Origin of the sequence: Pseudarthrobacter naphthalenicus, from assembly GCF_029076445.1 — a bacterium.
Taxonomy (GTDB): domain Bacteria; phylum Actinomycetota; class Actinomycetes; order Actinomycetales; family Micrococcaceae; genus Arthrobacter; species Arthrobacter naphthalenicus.
The window spans coordinates 43,406-59,942 of the sequence record NZ_JARESG010000012.1 but is presented as its reverse complement, the minus strand read 5'-3'; the positions used below and the strand labels follow the sequence as shown (position 1 = coordinate 59,942).

17 protein-coding genes are annotated in these 16,537 nt (G+C 66.2%); 8 read left to right on the top strand and 9 right to left on the bottom strand.

Translation table 11 applies throughout. The features are described 5' to 3' along the window. Nucleotides 1-23: 23 nt before the first annotated feature. On the bottom strand, nt 24-1,262 hold the full coding sequence (locus PY310_RS13050; RefSeq protein ID WP_275214848.1) for a GAF domain-containing sensor histidine kinase: 1,239 nt from the start codon (nt 1,260-1,262) through the stop codon (nt 24-26). 193 nt (nt 1,263-1,455) lie between these two features. On the opposite strand from PY310_RS13050, the gene PY310_RS13045 reads away from it, so the two are divergent. The 3 genes from PY310_RS13045 to purM all read left to right on the top strand — a co-directional run bounded on the left by PY310_RS13045 (nt 1,456) and on the right by purM (nt 4,704). Then, complete coding sequence (locus PY310_RS13045; protein WP_275214846.1) at nt 1,456-1,770, top strand: hypothetical protein; 315 nt, start codon at nt 1,456-1,458, stop codon at nt 1,768-1,770. 79 nt (nt 1,771-1,849) lie between these two features. Further along, nucleotides 1,850-3,538, top strand: coding sequence for an amidophosphoribosyltransferase (purF, locus tag PY310_RS13040; RefSeq protein WP_275214845.1), 1,689 nt, complete (start codon nt 1,850-1,852; stop codon nt 3,536-3,538). After that, a complete protein-coding gene (purM, locus tag PY310_RS13035; protein WP_275214844.1) occupies nt 3,535-4,704 on the top strand; it encodes a phosphoribosylformylglycinamidine cyclo-ligase in 1,170 nt (389 codons plus the stop codon). Before purF ends, purM begins: the two co-directional genes overlap by 4 nt. 81 nt (nt 4,705-4,785) lie before the next feature. Here purM and PY310_RS13030 read toward each other — a convergent pair whose 3' ends face one another. Both PY310_RS13030 and PY310_RS13025 read right to left on the bottom strand, forming a co-directional pair. Continuing rightward, entirely contained in the window at nt 4,786-5,565 is a 780-nt protein-coding gene (locus PY310_RS13030; protein ID WP_275214842.1) for a VOC family protein, read from the bottom strand. Nucleotides 5,566-5,798: 233 nt separating this feature from the next. Further along, on the bottom strand, nt 5,799-6,032 hold the full coding sequence (locus tag PY310_RS13025; protein ID WP_190991276.1) for a DUF3073 domain-containing protein: 234 nt from the start codon (nt 6,030-6,032) through the stop codon (nt 5,799-5,801). 269 nt (nt 6,033-6,301) lie between these two features. Between PY310_RS13025 and PY310_RS13020 the strand changes: the two genes are divergently transcribed. Beyond that, on the top strand, nt 6,302-6,991 hold the full coding sequence (locus PY310_RS13020) for a septum formation family protein (RefSeq protein ID WP_275214841.1): 690 nt from the start codon (nt 6,302-6,304) through the stop codon (nt 6,989-6,991). Between the two features lie 39 nt (nt 6,992-7,030). Here the strand turns inward: PY310_RS13020 and PY310_RS13015 are convergent, their stop codons facing one another. Beyond that, nucleotides 7,031-7,099, bottom strand: a complete 69-nt coding sequence (locus PY310_RS13015; protein WP_275214946.1) for a muconolactone Delta-isomerase family protein — start codon at nt 7,097-7,099, stop codon at nt 7,031-7,033. A gap of 33 nt (nt 7,100-7,132) precedes the next feature. Between PY310_RS13015 and PY310_RS13010 the strand changes: the two genes are divergently transcribed. After that, nucleotides 7,133-7,966: a hypothetical protein gene (locus PY310_RS13010; RefSeq protein WP_275214840.1), complete on the top strand. Its 834-nt coding sequence runs from the start codon at nt 7,133-7,135 to the stop codon at nt 7,964-7,966. Between the two features lie 42 nt (nt 7,967-8,008). Here PY310_RS13010 and PY310_RS13005 read toward each other — a convergent pair whose 3' ends face one another. Then, on the bottom strand, nt 8,009-9,256 hold the full coding sequence (locus tag PY310_RS13005; protein ID WP_275214839.1) for an NAD(P)/FAD-dependent oxidoreductase: 1,248 nt from the start codon (nt 9,254-9,256) through the stop codon (nt 8,009-8,011). 140 nt (nt 9,257-9,396) lie between these two features. Between PY310_RS13005 and PY310_RS13000 the strand changes: the two genes are divergently transcribed. Then, nucleotides 9,397-9,888: an Lrp/AsnC family transcriptional regulator gene (locus PY310_RS13000; RefSeq protein ID WP_275214837.1), complete on the top strand. Its 492-nt coding sequence runs from the start codon at nt 9,397-9,399 to the stop codon at nt 9,886-9,888. 25 nt (nt 9,889-9,913) lie between these two features. On the opposite strand, the gene PY310_RS12995 is transcribed toward PY310_RS13000, so the two are convergent. Beyond that, a complete protein-coding gene (locus PY310_RS12995) occupies nt 9,914-10,987 on the bottom strand; it encodes a DNA polymerase IV (RefSeq protein ID WP_472925634.1) in 1,074 nt (357 codons plus the stop codon). 176 nt (nt 10,988-11,163) lie between these two features. Here PY310_RS12995 and PY310_RS12990 point away from each other — a divergent pair, with 176 nt between their 5' ends. Further along, a complete protein-coding gene (locus PY310_RS12990; RefSeq protein WP_275214835.1) occupies nt 11,164-11,883 on the top strand; it encodes an SDR family NAD(P)-dependent oxidoreductase in 720 nt (239 codons plus the stop codon). Nucleotides 11,884-11,951: 68 nt separating this feature from the next. On the opposite strand, the gene clpB is transcribed toward PY310_RS12990, so the two are convergent. After that, on the bottom strand, nt 11,952-14,609 hold the full coding sequence (gene clpB / locus PY310_RS12985) for an ATP-dependent chaperone ClpB (RefSeq protein ID WP_275214834.1): 2,658 nt from the start codon (nt 14,607-14,609) through the stop codon (nt 11,952-11,954). 232 nt (nt 14,610-14,841) lie between these two features. On the opposite strand from clpB, the gene PY310_RS12980 reads away from it, so the two are divergent. After that, nucleotides 14,842-15,183, top strand: coding sequence for a YciI family protein (locus PY310_RS12980; protein WP_275214833.1), 342 nt, complete (start codon nt 14,842-14,844; stop codon nt 15,181-15,183). 63 nt (nt 15,184-15,246) lie between these two features. On the opposite strand, the gene PY310_RS12975 is transcribed toward PY310_RS12980, so the two are convergent. Together PY310_RS12975 and PY310_RS12970 are read right to left on the bottom strand one after the other, a co-directional pair. Further along, nucleotides 15,247-15,672 carry a ChaB family protein gene (locus PY310_RS12975; RefSeq protein WP_275214832.1) on the bottom strand — a complete coding sequence of 142 codons (426 nt, stop codon included), beginning with the start codon at nt 15,670-15,672 and terminating at the stop codon, nt 15,247-15,249. An 80-nt stretch (nt 15,673-15,752) separates the two neighbouring features. After that, nucleotides 15,753-16,442 carry a hypothetical protein gene (locus tag PY310_RS12970; RefSeq protein WP_275214831.1) on the bottom strand — a complete coding sequence of 230 codons (690 nt, stop codon included), beginning with the start codon at nt 16,440-16,442 and terminating at the stop codon, nt 15,753-15,755. Nucleotides 16,443-16,537 lie beyond the last annotated feature (95 nt).

The following is a 16,537-nucleotide window of genomic DNA, read 5'->3' as shown; positions in this document are numbered from 1 at the left end:
GATTCGGGGATGCCGGCGGTTTCCTACTGGTCCCAGCGGAACAGCACCGAGATGCTTGCTCCGCCTCCCGGTGAGTCCCGGATTTCCAGTTCCCCGCCGTGGGCCTGCGCGATGCGCCGGCACGTGGCAAGGCCCAGGCCGGTGCCCGGTCCGTCCCCGGCCCGGTTCAGCCTGACCAGGGGCTCCATGGCACGTTTGCGGTCCGCCGGGCTGATTCCCACGCCGTTGTCCGCCACGGTGAGGGCCATTCCCTGTTCGCCGGGCGCGGCCCCCACGGTCACTTTCAGCTCGCGCTCGGTGCTCCTGTAGTTCAGTGCGTTGGCCAGCAGGTTCTGGAGCAGCAATCGCAGCTGGACGGGGTCTGCGTATAGTTCCGCGTCATCGCAGAAGATACCGCTGGAGGACCCAAGGTCCACCCCCAGATCGTGGGCAGCCTCGGCGGTGACCGCCAGCAGCGAGAGCCGCTCCCGGTGCAGGGTGCCGTCCACCCGGGAATACTCCAGCACATCCTCGAGCGTCTTCAGCATGCGCCGCCCGCCACCTCCAATGAACTGCAGGTACTCCACTGCGGGATGGCCCGGCGGGATGTCCGGATCGTCCTCGGCGAGCTCAATGTAGCCCAGCATGGTGGTGAGCGGGATGCGGAGGTCGTGGCTGACGCGGCCGGCGAATTCCCCCAGCATGGCGTTGCTGCGTTCCAGCTCGGCCAGCGCCTCGCTCAACTGCAAGGTCCGGTGCTGAAGCTCCAGGACCTCCACCACCTGGTGGGCCAGCACCTCCAGCATCCCGATCTGCTCCGCGGTGGGACTGGCCGGACCGTCAGAGAAGATGCAGAGCGAGCCCAGCACAAAGCCGGAAAGCGTCTTCAGCGGCACGGAGGCGTAAAAACGTACGGCGGCGATTTCGCCGGTGACAAACGGGTTGTCTGCAAACCGCAGGTCCCGGGAGGCGTCCGGCACCACGGTCGTCTTTCCGGTCAGGAAAACCTTGGCGCACATCGAGTCTTCCCTCGAACACACGCCGGGGTCCACGCCCCAGGCCGCGATCTGCACCTGCTGGTCCTCGGTAATGATATTGACCACACTGAACGGCACGGCACACAGCCGGGCAGCGAGGCGGACCAGGTTGGTGAGCGCGCCTCCCGCCTCCGCTTCGGGCAGGGCCGGCGGCTCCCCGGCGACGGTGGGGGCAAGCCCGTAGCTCCTGATCGCGGTGGTCCGGTCCGACTCCGCGGCCGTCCAGCCAAACGTGACGGTATCCATGCAGTGTTGTCCCCCTCGGTGAAATTGCGGCGTAGGCAGCCCAGTAACCAGCAATGCCCCGGTCCTCCGCCGATGATATCCGGCTCCGCGTCGCGCCCTCTCCTTTGGTCCCTGGATGCCCGTGTTGGGTGTTGTTGATGACGGGGCAATCCGGGGAAGCAGCGGATGGGCGGAAATGAGTAGGCTAGAGGGCATGTCTTCTGAAGAAATCCCCGCCGAGCGCCGCGAGGTTACCGTACGCCGGGCGCCCAAATATGTGCCTTTCCTTATTCTTGGCGCAGTGGTGGGCGTTGTGGTTGCCGCCGTGGTGGCGTTCGCCCCCGCCGGCGACGAAAGCTTTGACCGCGGCGCGGTGTTCGGTTTCTTCCTGGTGACGTTCGGTGCCGGCGGCGCCATCCTCGGTGCGGTGGCTGCGCTCGTCCTGGACCGGTGGAGCGTCAGGCACCAGGAACGGGCCGTTGTGGAGGCCGTCCCGGATTCCGAGCCCGACGACGGTACTGGCCAGTAGGTTCCCGCGGGGCGTCACAGCACGGAGTCACAAAAGCCGCACGGCCAAGTGTTACCTCATCTCATGAGATAATCGACCAGTGGCACGCGGCGATGGAAAACTTTCTCATGATCTTCTCCCTGGCGAAAAAGGCCCTCAGGACGCTTGTGGCGTTTTCGGGGTCTGGGCACCAGGTGAAGAAGTAGCAAAACTCACCTATTACGGGCTGTATGCATTGCAGCACCGCGGTCAGGAGTCGGCTGGTATAGCTACCAGTGACGGCAAGCGGATCAACGTCTACAAGGACATGGGCCTCGTTTCCCAGGTCTTCGACGAGACCACGCTGAACACCCTGACCGGGCACCTGGCGGTGGGACACTGCCGCTACTCCACCACCGGAGCCAGCCACTGGGCAAACGCCCAGCCCACCCTCGGCGCCACCAGCACCGGCACGGTGGCTCTTGCGCACAACGGCAACCTGACCAACACGGCCGAGCTCAACGCCATGATCCTGGAACGCAACGGCGGCCAGCTCAGCGGTGAAATGAAGCAGGGCAACACCTCGGACACTGCCCTGGTCACCGCACTCCTGGAAGGCGAGGAGGGCAAGACGCTCGAGCAGACCGCCACCGAGCTGCTGCCCAAGATCAAGGGCGGCTTCTGCTTCGTTTTTATGGACGAAGGAACCCTCTACGCAGCACGCGACACCTATGGCATCCGCCCGCTGGTCCTGGGCCGGCTGGAGCGAGGCTGGGTGGTCGCCTCCGAGCAGTCCGCCCTGGCCACCGTGGGTGCCAGCTTCATCCGTGAGATCGAACCGGGTGAATTCATTGCCATCGACGAGGATGGCGTGCGTTCCAAACGGTTCGCGGAGCCGACGCCGGCGGGTTGCGTTTTTGAGTACGTCTACCTCGCGCGCCCTGATGCTTCCATCTCGGGCCGCTCAGTTTATGAGTCCCGTGTGGAAATGGGCCGCCAGCTGGCCCGCGAAAACACCCAGGAAGCGGACATCGTCATCCCCGTCCCCGAGTCCGGCACTCCCGCCGCCGTGGGCTACGCCGAGGAATCCGGCATCCCGTTCGCGCACGGATTCGTCAAGAACTCCTATGTGGGCCGCACCTTCATCCAGCCCTCCCAGACGCTCCGCCAACTGGGGATCCGGCTCAAGCTGAACGCCCTCGAGTCCGTGATCCGAGGCAAGCGCGTGGTGGTGGTGGACGACTCGATCGTCCGCGGCAATACCCAGCGCGCCATTGTCCGGATGCTCCGCGAAGCCGGCGCCGCGTCCGTACACATCAAGATTTCCTCGCCGCCGGTGAAGTGGCCCTGCTTCTACGGGATCGACTTCGCCTCCCGCGCCGAACTGATCGCCAACGGCGCCACCATTGAGGAAATCTCCCAGGCCATCGGGGCCGACTCGCTCGCCTACATCTCCGAAGACGGCATGATCAACGCCACCCGTCAGCCCCGCGAACGCCTGTGCACCGCCTGCTTCACCGGCAAGTACCCCATTGAACTTCCCAGCTCGGACAAACTGGGCAAGAACCTGCTGGAGCGCACCGACCTCGGCGGCCTCACGCCGTCGGCCTCGGCCCTGCCCGGCGCCACCGTTGCACTCTCCGAGCCCGCCATCGACGACCGCGAGGACCCTGCAGACGTTGAAGTCTCTGACGGCTGCGATCCCGGTCCCGATGCGGAGTTCGAGGATCTGCTCACCGACGAAGACCGTGTGCCCGAGATTCACCCCGCAGCCACCATCCCCGGCGCCGACAAGAAAGAGTCCATATGACTTCCGCATCCCCCGCCGCCGGCAGCACGTCCGGGAACGCCGCAGGCATCACCTATGCCTCCGCCGGTGTTGACGTTGAAGCCGGCGACCGCGCCGTCGAACTGATGAAGGGTGCCGTAAAAGCCACCCACAATCCCTCCGTCCTGGGCGGTGTAGGGGGTTTTGCCGGACTGTACGACGTCTCGAAGCTGCTGACCTACAAGCGTCCGCTGCTGGCCACTTCCACCGACGGCGTGGGCACTAAGGTTGCCATTGCCCAGGCCATGGACATCCACGACACCATTGGCTTTGACCTGGTGGGCATGGTGGTGGACGACATCGTGGTGGTGGGCGCCGAGCCGCTGTTCATGACCGATTACATCGCCTGCGGCAAGGTTGTCCCCGAGCGCATCGCGGACATCGTCCGTGGCATCGCTGCCGCCTGCTCCGTGGCCGGCACCGCCCTGGTGGGCGGCGAAACCGCCGAGCACCCGGGCCTGCTGGGCGAGCACGAATATGACGTCGCCGGGGCAGCCACCGGCGTGGTGGAAGCCTCCGACCTGCTGGGCCCGGACCGCGTCCGCGCCGGCGACGTCGTCATCGGCATGGCCTCCTCGGGCCTGCACTCCAACGGCTACTCCCTGGTCCGCCGCGTCATCAACCACGCCGGCTGGGCCCTGGACCGCCAGGTCTCCGAACTGGGACGGACCCTGGGCGAGGAACTGCTCGAACCTACCCGCGTGTACGCCGCCGACTGCCTGGACCTGGCCCGCACCTTCCCGGTCAGCGGCTCCGCCGGAGGGGCGGCCGTGCACGGCTTCAGCCACGTCACCGGCGGCGGCCTCGCAGCCAACCTGGCCCGTGTCCTGCCGCAGGGGCTCGTGGCCACTGTTGACCGCGCCACGTGGGAACTCCCGGCCATCTTCAAGCTGGTCTCCGAACTGGGCAACGTCCCGCTGGCCGACCTCGAGCGCACCCTGAACCTCGGCGTGGGCATGGTGGCCATCGTGTCCGCCGAGGCTGCCGACGCCGCCGTGGCCCGCCTCAACGACCGCGGGCTGCCGTCCTGGGTCATGGGCACCATCACGGAGGACTCGGATTCAATCCTCAAGTCCGGCCCGGACTACGTGCAGGGCGCCAAGGGAGTGGACGGCGGCGCCGTCCGCCTGGTCAACGCCTACGCCTAAACCCCTCACCGAGTGCTCCGTAACCGCCGTTTTGAGGCTTCAAAAGGGCCGTTACGGAGCACTCGATGTGTTTAATCGGGGTTAGACCTCCAGCAGGCTGAACTCGCCGCCCTGCGGATCTTTGAGGGTGGCCGTGGCGCCCGGCGTCTCGTCGTCATCGGCCTCGGGGGCGACCAGCACCTCACCACCCGCTGCCACCGCCTTCCGGACCGCGTCCGCCACATCAGCCACGCCGAAGTAGATCTGCCAGCGCGCAGGCGCCTCAGCAGCGACGATCCCGGCCACCTCGGCGCCGTTCACCATCAGCGTTGAGTATGTTCCGCCGTCGTCCTGGGGATACTCGGTCACCTCGTGGCCGAACAGCTGCTGGAAGAAGCCGACGGCGGCCTGCGGCTCGGGCGTGAGCAGTTCCGTCCAGGAAAGCGCACCCGGCTCGTTGTACCGGCCGGTACCGGTGTGCGTTCCGGGCTGCCACACCCCGGTGGTCCCGCCGCCGGGAGGATCCATGAACACCATCACACCCGTATCCCCGATCTCCTCAGGCCCGAACACCACGGCGCCACCGGCGTGGGGGACCTCCCCGGCAAGCGCGCCAGCGTCCTCGGCTGCGAAGTAGACGTTCCACTGGGCGGCGGTACCCAAGGCTTCCTGGTGCGGGTTTTGCGGAGCAACGCTGGCCACCAGGTCCTCTCCCATGAAGGCCTGGGCGTAGCTGCGGCCGTCGGGCGTGGGCAGGTCCTTGAAGGTCCAGCCGAAGACAGCGGCGTAGAAAGCTTTGGCCGCCTCGACGTCCCGGGTCTGGACGTCAGCCCAGCAGGGTTCGCCGTGACGGTATCGCGGTGCGGGGGAAGTCTCTGGCATCGGGGGTCCTTTCGCGGGAGGTACGTCGCATCCAGACTCCAGTCAACACCAAAAAGCCCGCCACCTGCACCGGATTCCGGTACAGGCAACGGGCCTGATAACTGAGGCCAACACCGGGGGTCTGCTTCAACCAAGGTGCTGAAAAAGAAGCGCCGTACGGCCTGGCCGCTGTGGCGTCCTCTTCGTACTGCGGTGTCACGGGACCGGCCGCCGCGGCGAACGGGCTGCGACAGCTAGCCGATCCGACGGGTGTGCACCTCGTCGTCGTCTTCTTCCAAATCTTCCGCGTACTTATCCACGTAAGCCGAATAGTCCGGTTCAACCGGGTCATTCGCGAAATGGCTCGTGGCAAGACCTTCACGACCCTTGAGCTCACGCTGAAGTGCCGAATAATCAGTGTTCGGGGAGTAGTACTTAATGTCCCGAGCCTGCTTGGTAGCTTTTGCCTTTTGACGGCCGCGCCCCATGGCGTGACCCCCTTTTGTACTCGGACCGGAGGTGGTCACCTTGGCTATCGGTGAGGCCCCGGAATGTTTGGTCAATTTGTCGTACACCTAGATTACATGCTTTCGGCGGCAGGTGCTTGCAGCCTGTGCGTCCGGACGCCATCTCGGGTAGCCTTGCCGCGACGAACGCCGGGTTCGCGGCCTTTTTGTTGGATAGAGTTTCTTCAACAGCCGCGTTTCCGGGTGCGCGGAAGGCCACCCGGACGAGGCAAAACCCAGGAGGGTCCCGGATGGACAACCAGGAACAGCGTCCCTTCCCTCCCAAACCTGCGGGCCCGCCCACGGTTGGCGGGCCGCAGATTACGAGTCCCGCAGCGGCTCCGCCCACGCCCCGGATGGCACCTCCTGCCGCTCCCCCGGGCGCGGTCCCGGACCCGTCCCTGCTGAAGCGCCGCCGGCGTGCATCCCTTCTGCTGAAGGCCTTGTTCGCGGTGGTACTGGTTGGCGTGGTGCTCGCCCTGGTGTGGCTGGCCAACCGCCTCGATACCCAGCCAACCGCCCCGGCCGGAGATCCCGGCTCCGGCGTCGTGGAGATCTCCCCCACTCCCCCGGCGAGCCCGCGCGCCCTGCCACAGGAAGGCGTGACGCCGCAGGACTACCGGCTGGGAGACTGCTTCAAGGACTTTGACCCCGCGGCCCTCCGGTCAACCGTGGTGGCCTGCGATTCCCCGCATTCGGCCCAATTGGTGGCCGTGTTCCGTTACCCAGGCAACGATCTTTATCCGGGCCGGGAGGCTCTCGCCGCGAAGGCGCTGGAGGCCTGCCATGCGGCCAAGCTCGCGCCGGCGGCCTATGACTACGCATTGAACTTCCAACGCGCCTACCCCAGCGGCACGAGTTGGGACTCGGGCGACCGCCGCGTGGACTGCTACGTCACGGCGGACGCCGGGAACGTTATCAACACCAGCGTGCTCCCCTAAGTCTCCGGGGAACACGACGGCGTTGCTGCAGTGCCGCCGTCAGTTGACGTCGGAGGGGTGCTTCGCCAGGGGTGTGACCGAGATGTCCATGTACGGGAACAGCGGCAGGCCGGAGGATCCGGCGTCGCGCTAAACTGGATCATGATCGGTGCCCGTGCCCGACTCCTGGCTTGGCTCCTTGCCCTGGCCGCCCTCTTGGGCGCCTGCACGCCCGCCGGCCGCCTGGATGCCGTAGCAACCGGCCAACCCACCGCCGCCATCTTCTCCGCGCCGTCCACGCCGGGTGCTGGCGCCACCACCCCCGCACCGCCGGCGTCCACCACCGCACCGAGCCCCGTCCCCGCTCCGGCACCGGTTCCGGTTCCGGTACCCCAGCCTTTCGCCCTGAGCCTCTACCGGGAGGGCGACTTCGTGCCGCAGTACACCTTTGACTGGTGCGTTGCCGCGAGCATTCAGATGGCGCACAACCTCATTGACGACACCGGCGGCGGCACCTGGAGCGACCGCACCCAACAGAACGAACTGTGGGAGATGGCCCGGGCGCGCTCGTCCAACTCATTCAACGGCGCCAACCCGTTCGGCTGGGCCCAGGTGCTGACCGAGGCCGGCATGGGGCCCTACAGGGTCGTCAGCATCGCCGACTACCGGCAAGCCCTCCAAACCGCCGCGCGCGCCATCGCCGTCACGGGCCGGCCGGTGGGGCTGGTCATGTGGAGCGGCCGGCACGCCTGGGTGATGAGCGGGTTTGAGTCACTCGGCGATCCCCGCCAAGTCCCGGCCGTGGCGGTCACCGGCGTCCGCGTCCTGGACCCGCTCTACCCGTATGGCAGCCCGCAGTGGGGACCTTCGCCCGCGCCGAACAGCCTGCTTACCCCGGAGGAGCTGGCCACGCAGTTCGTGGTGCGCGAGCCGCGGCGCTGGAGCAGTGACCTGCCCACCGGGTACCTGTTGGTGCTGCCCACCGCGCCGGCCTGATCAGGCCGGCGCAGGCTCAGGCAGCCACACACTGGAGCAGTGTTACCGGAGCGGATCGAAGGGGCGGATCTCCTCCGGAACGTTCCCGGTGGTGATCTGCTCGGCCAGCAGCTTGCCGGTGGCCGGTCCAAGCACAATGCCCCACATGCCGTGACCGCCGGCAACGTAGACCCCCGGGGAGCGGGTGGCACCTACCACCGGCAGCCCGTCAGGCGTGACCGGGCGGGCACCCACCCAGATATCTTCAAGGTTCTCCAGGTCCATGTGGGTGAACAACGGCCGCACCGAGGCGAGGATGGCATCGATGCGCCCCGTCTGCAACGGCTCGTCCGGTCCGCGGAACTCCATGGTGCCGGCAATCCGAAGCCGCCCCTGGTACGGTGTGCACGCCACGCGCCGGGCCGGGAAGTAAATGGGGAACTCGGCCGGATCATCCGTGGCCACGCTGAAGGAATAGCCGCGGCCGGCCTGGACCTGGGTCCTGACCCCAAGCGGCTTGGCCAGCGCCGGCAGCCACGCTCCGGTGGCCAGCACCACGACGTCGGCGTTGACCGGTTCCTGTCCGTAGCTCTCGACGGAGATCCCCTGCGGGCCGTGGCGCAGCGACCGGACTTCCCGGCCGCTCAGAATTTTTCCGCCGCGGGCCTGCACGGCGTCGGCCAGCGCCTGAACGAACGGTCCGGGTTCGATGAAGCGCTGGTCTTCCATTTCATAGACGGTTGACACGCCGGCGGAGAGCTGCGGCACCTTGAGCTGCGGATTGTCCAGGCGCGTGAGCGGGACCTTTTGCCCGGCCTTTTCCACCTGCTGGATTTCGTGGATGAACGGCGTGCTTTCCTGTTCGCGTTCGAACCCGATGACAAAGGGCCCCTTCCGCGTCCAGGCATCCACGCCGCCGGAAGTCAGCTCATCGAAGGCGTCCAGCGCCATCCGGTCGATCGGCGTCAGCGCTGCCATGGCCTTGGCCCAGGCCTTGCCAGTGGCGTGCAGGCCGAAGCGTGCCAGGAAGGCCCACAGCTTCGGATCCAGCCGGGCCGGGATGTGCAGCGGCGCCGTGGCATCGAGCAGGGCCTTCGGGGCGTAGGACCACAGGGTCGGATCGGCCAGCGGCATGGCCATCCCCGGCGTGAGCCAGCCGGCGTTGCCCCATGAGGCGCCGGCGGCGACGCCGGAACGATCGAGGACGGTCACCTCAACGCCGCGTTCCTGAAGATGCCAGGCCGTAGCCAGGCCAACCATTCCAGCACCGACAACGACGGCGGTGCGCGGCGACTGTGCACGTGAGTACATTTCCACTCTCCTTCAACCATGACGGATGCCACATGGCATTGGCTCCAGTCTGAAGAATGTAAAAGAGGACCTCAATTGATTCGACAATCATTCTGGAGCAAGGTGGGCTTATGCCAACTTATTCAGAAAATAGTGGGACTTTGGCCACAGAACCGAACAACGCTCGGCACCCGCGGCTGGACGAGACCGATCGCCTCATCCTCCGGTTGCTGCAGGCTGACGCGCGAATGCCGAACAATGCCATTGCCGCAGCCGCTGGCATCGCCCCCTCCACCTGCCACGGTCGGATCCGCGCCCTCCAGGAAAGCGGCATCATCCGGGGCTTTCACGCTGAGGTGGACCCGGCGGCCGTGGGCCGCGGACTGCAGGCCCTGATCGCCATCAGGCTGCATGCCCACGCCCGGTCCAACCTGACCAAGTTCGAAAAATACCTGGCCGGCCTGGCCGCCGTCGAGAGCATCTTCTTTGTCACCGGGGACCGGGACTTCCTCATCCACGTTGCCGTGGCTGACTCGGCCGCGCTCCGTGACCTGGTGGCCGCCAACCTCAGCGTCAGGCCCGAGGTGGCCGGGACGAATACCACCGTGATCTTTGACTTTGTGCGGCCGACGGATACACCACTCTCCGCCTGACCGCATCACCGCGTGGCCCTGGCCGTCACCAGCCGCCGCGCGTAGGCGTGTGCCCCTTTCGGGCATCCTCCGGCATGGCCATCTCCGCCCGCAGCCCCAGGAGGCGGATGGGGCGGCCCGGTTCGATCGCGGCCGCGAGGTCCAGGGCGCGGGCCAGGATGTCGTTCCGGTCGTAGGTCTCGGGGATTTTCCGGGCATGGGTGGTGGTGGCGAACGGCGCATAACGGACCTTGAGGGTCAGCCCCACCACGGGACGCCCTTCGGCCACAACATCCTCGAGGACACGCGCCGCCAGCTCCCTGACTGCACCGTCCACCTGCAGGGGATCGGTCAGGTCCTGCTGGAACGTGGTCTCCCGGCTGTGCCCCCGCGCCACCCACGGCGTGTCGTCCACCACGGTGGCACCGTCTCCGCGCCCCAGCTCCGCATACCAGGGACCCATCCTGGGGCCGAACTCGGGGACCAGGTCCAGGGGGTCGGCCGCGGCGAGCTCGGCGACAGTGTGGATGCCGAGTTTTGCCAGCCTCCCGGAGACCTTGGCGCCGACGCCCCAGAGGTCCCTGGTGGGCCGGGGACCCATGACCTCAAGCCAGTTCCCCACAGTAAGGCGGAAGATGCCGGCCGGCTTGCCAAAACCGGTGGCCACCTTGGCGCGGACCAGGGTATCGCCAATGCCAACGCTGCAGTGCAGCTGCGTCCGGTCCAGGACAGCAGCCTGCACCTGCCGTGCGTAGGCTTCAGGATCCGCCGTGGCCGTGCCAATAAAGGCCTCATCCCAACCAAGCACCTGCACCGTGGCGCCGGGTTGAGCGCGCAAGGTGGCCATGACCGTTTCAGACGCTGCGAGGTAGGCCTCGTGATCGACCGGCAGGATCACGGCGTCGGGCACTTTTCGGGCGGCGATCCGCAGGGGCATTCCGGAACTGACACCGAACACCCTGGCCTCGTATGAGGCGGTGGACACCACGGCCCTTTCAGAGGGGTCGCCCCGGCCGCCGACAATGATCGGCCTGCCCGCAAGCTCCGGCCGCCTGAGCACTTCGACTGCGGCAATGAACTGGTCGAGATCGACGTGCAGCACCCACTGGATTCCGCTCACTCCACCAGTCTGCCCTAAACACCCCCGCGCAGCGCGTCACACTGCTCAACCAGCCCGCGACGAAAGTTGACTTTTCAAGTATTAGTGGGATGATAGATGCATACGCATGAAGATTCGTTCCGCGGGAACACCCTGAGGGCCGTGACCGCGACATCGCTTTAGAGATTGGACTGACCATGCAACTCGAGAACAAAGTGGCATTCATTACCGGCGGCGGATCGGGGCTCGGCCTCGCGACCGCAAAGACCTTCATCGCCGAAGGCGCGAAGGTTATGATCTTCGATTTCAACCCCAAGTCGCAGGAAGTGGCCGACGAGATCGGCGCAAGGTTTGTCCAGGGCGACGTCGCGAAGGCGGAAAGTGTTGAGGCCGCCGTCGCCAAGACGGTCGAGGAATTCGGCCGCGTCGACATTGCCGTTGCCTCCGCGGGCGTCGGCGGCGAGGGCGACGTCGTCACCTCGACCGTCGAAAACTGGGAGCGCACCAACGGCATCGACTACTCGGGGGTCTTCTACACCAACAAGTACGTCATCGAGCAGCTTCTCAAGCAGGGCCAGGGCGGCGTTGTGGTTAACCTCGCGTCGATGTTCGGCCTCGTGGCTGTCTCCAACAACATCGCGTACTCGGCCTCCAAGGGCGGCGTTGTGAACATGACCCGAGCTGCCGGGACGATGTACGCGAAGGAGGGCATCCGCGTGAACGCGGTGGCCCCGGGCGTCATCCGCACCCCGCTCATCGACGAGCCCACTCTCGAACAGTACGCAAAACTGCACCCGGCCGGCCGCGTGGGCGAGGCGCAGGAAGTTGCGGACCTCATCACCTTCCTGGCGAGCGACAAGGCCAAGTTCATTACCGGCGCGACCATTCCGGTCGACGGCGGCTACACGGCCGTCTAGCGAAAACCGGCCGGACGCCAAAATGCCCCCTCCATCCGGAGGGGGCATTTTCGCGTCCCGGTTCTTTCCTACGCCTTGCGCCGGACCACCAGGCCGGTGCCGGCGGGAGCGCCGCCGTCGGGCCCTGCCGGCGCCTCAAGACCCTCGATGGTGAGTTCGTCGACATCGGCAGCAGTGTCTACGAGGACGGTGTCGCCGTCCGCGATCGTTCCGGCCAGGATGGCCTTGGCCAGGCGGTCGCCGATCTCGCGCTGCACGAGCCGGCGGAGCGGCCGGGCACCATATGCGGGATCGAAACCGGACAGTGCCAGCCAGGCGCGGGCGGCCTCGGACACTTCCAGGGTGAGCCTGCGGTCATGCAGCCGCTTTCCGAGTTCAGCCACCTGCAGTTCCACGATGTGGGACAGCTCGTCCACGGTCAGGGCATCGAACAGGACCACTTCGTCCAGCCGGTTCAGGAACTCCGGCTTGAAGGAAGCATTCACGGTGGCCATGACGGCGTTCCGCTTGGCATCGGCGGAGAGCGTCGGGTCCACCAAGAACTGGCTGCCCAGATTCGAGGTCAGGACCAGGATGACGTTGCGGAAGTCCACGGTGCGGCCCTGGCCGTCGGTGAGGCGGCCGTCGTCGAGCACCTGCAGCAGGATGTCGAAGACTTCCGGGTGGGCCTTTTCCACCTCGTCGAGCAGGATCACCGAATACGGCCGGCGGCGGACGGCTTCGGTCAACTGGCCACCCTCCTCGTAGCCGACGTAGCCCGGAGGTGCGCCGACAAGGCGGGCCACCGAATGCTTCTCACCGTATTCGGACATGTCGATCCGCACCATGGCGTGTTCGTCGTCGAACAGGAAGTCCGCGAGCGCCTTGGCGAGTTCGGTCTTGCCCACGCCGGTGGGGCCAAGGAACAGGAAGGAACCCGTGGGCCGGTTGGGGTCACTGATGCCTGCCCGGGCACGCCGCACGGCGTCGGACACCGCGGTCACGGCCTTGGACTGGCCGATCAGGCGCTTCCCCAGCTCCTCCTCCATGTGCAGCAGCTTCTGGCTTTCGCCCTGCAGCATACGGCCGGCGGGAATGCCGGTCCAGGCCGAGATGACCTCGGCGATGTCGTCCGCGGTCACCTCTTCGGCCACCATCTGGGCCGGCTTGTCGGTGACGGCTGCTTCGGCTGCTGCTGCTGCGCTGAGTTCGCGTTCGACGGCGGGAATCTCGCCGTAGAGGATCCGCGAGGCCGTCTCCAGGTCGCCTTCGCGCGCCGCCTTGTCATAGGTGGAACGCAGTTCGTCCAGCTTCGCCTTCAGGTCGCCCACCCGGTTCAGGCCGGCCTTTTCGGCTTCCCAGCGGGCGTTGAGCGCATCCAGCTCTTCGGTTTTGTCGGCCTTGTCCGCGCGGAGGGCAGCCAGCCGCTCAACGGAGGCTGCGTCCTTTTCATTCTCGAGGGCAAGCTCCTCCATGGTGAGCCGGTCCACGGCACGGCGCAGCTGGTCGATTTCCTCGGGGGCGGAGTCGATTTCCATCCGCAGCCGGGAGGCGGCCTCGTCCACCAGGTCGATGGCCTTGTCCGGCAGCTGGCGGCCGGCAATGTAGCGGTTGGACAGGGTGGCCGCGGCCACCAGGGCAGCGTCCGCAATGGTCACCTTGTGGTGCGCCTCGTAGCGTTCCTTCAGGCCGCGGAGGATGCCGATGGTGTCCTCGACGCTCGGCTCACCGACGTAGACCTGCTGGAACCGGCGCTCCAGGGCCGGGTCCTTCTCGATATTCTCGCGGTACTCATCCAGCGTGGTGGCCCCGATCAGGCGCAGCTCGCCACGGGCCAGCATGGGCTTGAGCATGTTGCCGGCATCCATGGACGACTCCCCCGTGGCGCCCGCACCCACCACCGTGTGGATCTCGTCAATAAAGGTGACAATCTGCCCTTCGGAGCTTTTGATTTCCTCCAGGACGGCCTTAAGCCGCTCCTCGAACTCGCCGCGGTACTTCGCGCCGGCGACCATGGAGGCCAGATCCAGGGCGATCAGGGTCTTGCCGCGCAGGCTTTCCGGGACGTCATTGGCCACGATCCGCTGGGCCAGGCCTTCCACCACAGCCGTCTTCCCAACGCCGGGCTCGCCAATGATGACGGGGTTGTTCTTGGTCCGGCGGCTCAGCACCTGGATGATGCGGCGGATCTCGGTGTCACGGCCGATCACCGGGTCCAGCTTGCCCGACCGCGCCATCGCGGTGAGGTCAGTGCCGAACTTCTCCAAAGACTGGAACGTATTCTCGGGGTCCGGGCTGGTGACTTTTCTGTCACCGCGGACACCCGGCAGGGCGGCGAGGAGCGCTTCATGGGAGGCGCCGGCGTCGCGCAATAACCGCCCGACGGCGTCACTTCCGGCGGAGAGCCCCAGCAGCAGCACTTCGGTGGACACAAAGGTGTCACCGAGGCGGTCGGCCTCGTTCTTGGCGTTTTGGATGGCTTGCAGGGCAGGCCGGGACAGCTGCGCCTGCTGGGCTGAGCCGCCCGAGGTTGCGGGCAACGCCTTGATGGCGCTGCTTGCCTGGACGCTGACGGCGTCCGGGTCAGCGCCTGTTGCGCGCAGCAGTGCCACGGCCACGCCCTCCCGCTGATCCATCAGGGCTTTGAGCAGGTGTGCAGGCTCAACCTGGGGGTTGCCGATGGTGGAGGCATTCATGGCTGCCGCCGAAAGAGCCTCCTGGCTCTTGGTGGTGGGTTTGAAATCCAAAGAGAGCTCCTTCCGAATGAGCGTTTTCGCTAAGTTGAGTGTACTACGCTCAACTTTGATTCCCGTCAGACGGAGAGCAGATTTTGCCCACAGCGAACCCGACCTTCGGCATCATCGCCCGGTCGCCCGGAAGCGGTGTCCTTGCACTGTATCGCCGCCGGGGCGATCAACCTAGGATCGATGTGTGACCGGGGACCACCGTTCCGCCGGCGCACTCCAGCGGAGGTAAGCCATGAAGAAGTTTGCTGTTCTTTACGTCGCACCGCAGTCAGCCCAGGCCCAGATGGCGCAGAGTTCGCCGGAAGCCGCGCAGGAGGGCATGAAGGCCTGGATGGAGTGGGCGGACCGCGCCGGAAGCGGGATTGTGGACATGGGCAGCCCCCTGGGGGAGGGCCGGGAAATCACCGCAACGGGCGCTACCGAGGTCAGCAGCGGCAACCACATTGGCGGCTACGGCATCCTGCAGGCCGAGGACCTTGCCGGCGCCGAGGCCCTGCTTGAGGGGCACCCGCACCTGATGATGCCAGGGGCCAGCATCCAGGTGTACGAGTTCCTGGATATGCCCGGCATGTAGCACTGGGGGCGGATGCGGGGTGGGCCGCTTCCCGCTAGTCCCCCAGGTTTAGTCCCGCGGCCCTTAGTCCCCCCGGGCCTTCCGGGTAGCGGCGTCATTCGCCTTCTGCAGTGCTTTGACGAGCTCATCCTTGGTCATTTTTGACCGGCCATCGATGTCCAGTTCCTGCGCACGCCTGTAGAGGTGCTCCTTCGACGCATTGGCATCGACGCCCCCGGCCGTGGGTTGGGACGAATCAACCCCCTCCGCTGCCCGCTTGTCCGAGGGCCCGCGCTTTTCCTTCGGCTCCCAGTGGTCACCCACCTTTTCGTAGCTGTGTTTCAGCGAGGCGTACGCTGCACGCGCCGCCCGGCTCTCGTCGTTGTCGTAGGACTCGAGGGCGGAATCATAGGTTTTGGCGAAAGTGTCCTGGGCTTTTTGCTCGGAACGCTGCAGGGTCGAGGGCAGCTCGTCCTTGCGGGCGTGATCGTTCTTGCCGGTTTTAGGCATGTCCTTCACTCCTTGGTCCGCAGGTTAACCGTTGAGACAAATCCAGCTTAAGTGCCCGCAGCCGGCTTGTGGCCAGCCTTTTAATAGCCGGCCGCGGATTTGGTCTCGATGTAGTTGATCACCAGGAACTCCCCCGCGGGGACCAGTTCCACATACCAGCGGGTGGGCTTGTCCAGGTCCTCCCAGCTGCCCTGGCCGGCAACCACCGGGCGGTAGACGGCATCGAACTTCAGGAACGTGCCGCTGTCCGTGGCGCTCGAATCGATCTCCTGGAGCAGTTCAAACTTCCCCCGCCCGCTGCTTTCCGCGGCCGCAGAGCGGATGGCGGCCAGGTTCTGCTGGTTCATCACCTTCACCGCGGCAAAGTAGTTCTGCCAGGCCACATCACTGTGCGACGTGAATAAGGTGGTGGAGTAGGCATCCGCGTATCTGGACGCGAGCCTCTCAACACAGGTTTCCGGGACTGCGCTGCCCGGGCTCCAGGCGGCGACCAGCTCGGAACCGGCATTAAGCCAGCCGCTGTAGGCGTTGAGGACGCTGCCGATCGTCTCGCGCGGGGTACCCAGGGGGATTCGTACGGGAGTCAGGTCGTTTTTCCCAACAAACGGGCATTCCGGCGGCAGCGCTGAAACGGGGGTGGCCGGTGCGATGTCCGGGAGGGGCGCCGGTGACGGAAACAGGCTGCAACCGCTCAGGGCTGCCAGCAGCGCAAGGGCGGCAGCCGCCGTCGTCCATTTTCTGCCGCGCGAACGGCTGACCCGAACCTTCATGATTCTCCCCCCATACCGCCGCGTCCGGACGACGCTGACCAGCCTACCCGCGCCGGGGGCGCATCAAGTGAGAGAGCGTTCGACAAAAAGCCACG

Excerpts from the sequence above, each read along its gene's own strand:
- PY310_RS12980 (WP_275214833.1), top strand. The coding sequence starts at position 14,842 with ATGAAGAAGTTTGCTGTTCTTTACGTCGCACCGCAGTCAGCCCAGGCC.
- PY310_RS13025 (WP_190991276.1), bottom strand. The coding sequence starts at position 6,032 with ATGGGGCGCGGCCGTCAAAAGGCAAAAGCTACCAAGCAGGCTCGGGAC.
- PY310_RS12970 (WP_275214831.1), bottom strand. The coding sequence starts at position 16,442 with ATGAAGGTTCGGGTCAGCCGTTCGCGCGGCAGAAAATGGACGACGGCG.
- PY310_RS13050 (WP_275214848.1), bottom strand. The coding sequence starts at position 1,262 with ATGGATACCGTCACGTTTGGCTGGACGGCCGCGGAGTCGGACCGGACC.
- PY310_RS12975 (WP_275214832.1), bottom strand. The coding sequence starts at position 15,672 with ATGCCTAAAACCGGCAAGAACGATCACGCCCGCAAGGACGAGCTGCCC.
- PY310_RS13010 (WP_275214840.1), top strand. The coding sequence starts at position 7,133 with ATGATCGGTGCCCGTGCCCGACTCCTGGCTTGGCTCCTTGCCCTGGCC.
- PY310_RS13005 (WP_275214839.1), bottom strand. The coding sequence starts at position 9,256 with ATGTACTCACGTGCACAGTCGCCGCGCACCGCCGTCGTTGTCGGTGCT.
- PY310_RS13020 (WP_275214841.1), top strand. The coding sequence starts at position 6,302 with ATGGACAACCAGGAACAGCGTCCCTTCCCTCCCAAACCTGCGGGCCCG.
- purM (WP_275214844.1), top strand. The coding sequence starts at position 3,535 with ATGACTTCCGCATCCCCCGCCGCCGGCAGCACGTCCGGGAACGCCGCA.
- PY310_RS12990 (WP_275214835.1), top strand. The coding sequence starts at position 11,164 with ATGCAACTCGAGAACAAAGTGGCATTCATTACCGGCGGCGGATCGGGG.
- PY310_RS13045 (WP_275214846.1), top strand. The coding sequence starts at position 1,456 with ATGTCTTCTGAAGAAATCCCCGCCGAGCGCCGCGAGGTTACCGTACGC.
- PY310_RS13030 (WP_275214842.1), bottom strand. The coding sequence starts at position 5,565 with ATGCCAGAGACTTCCCCCGCACCGCGATACCGTCACGGCGAACCCTGC.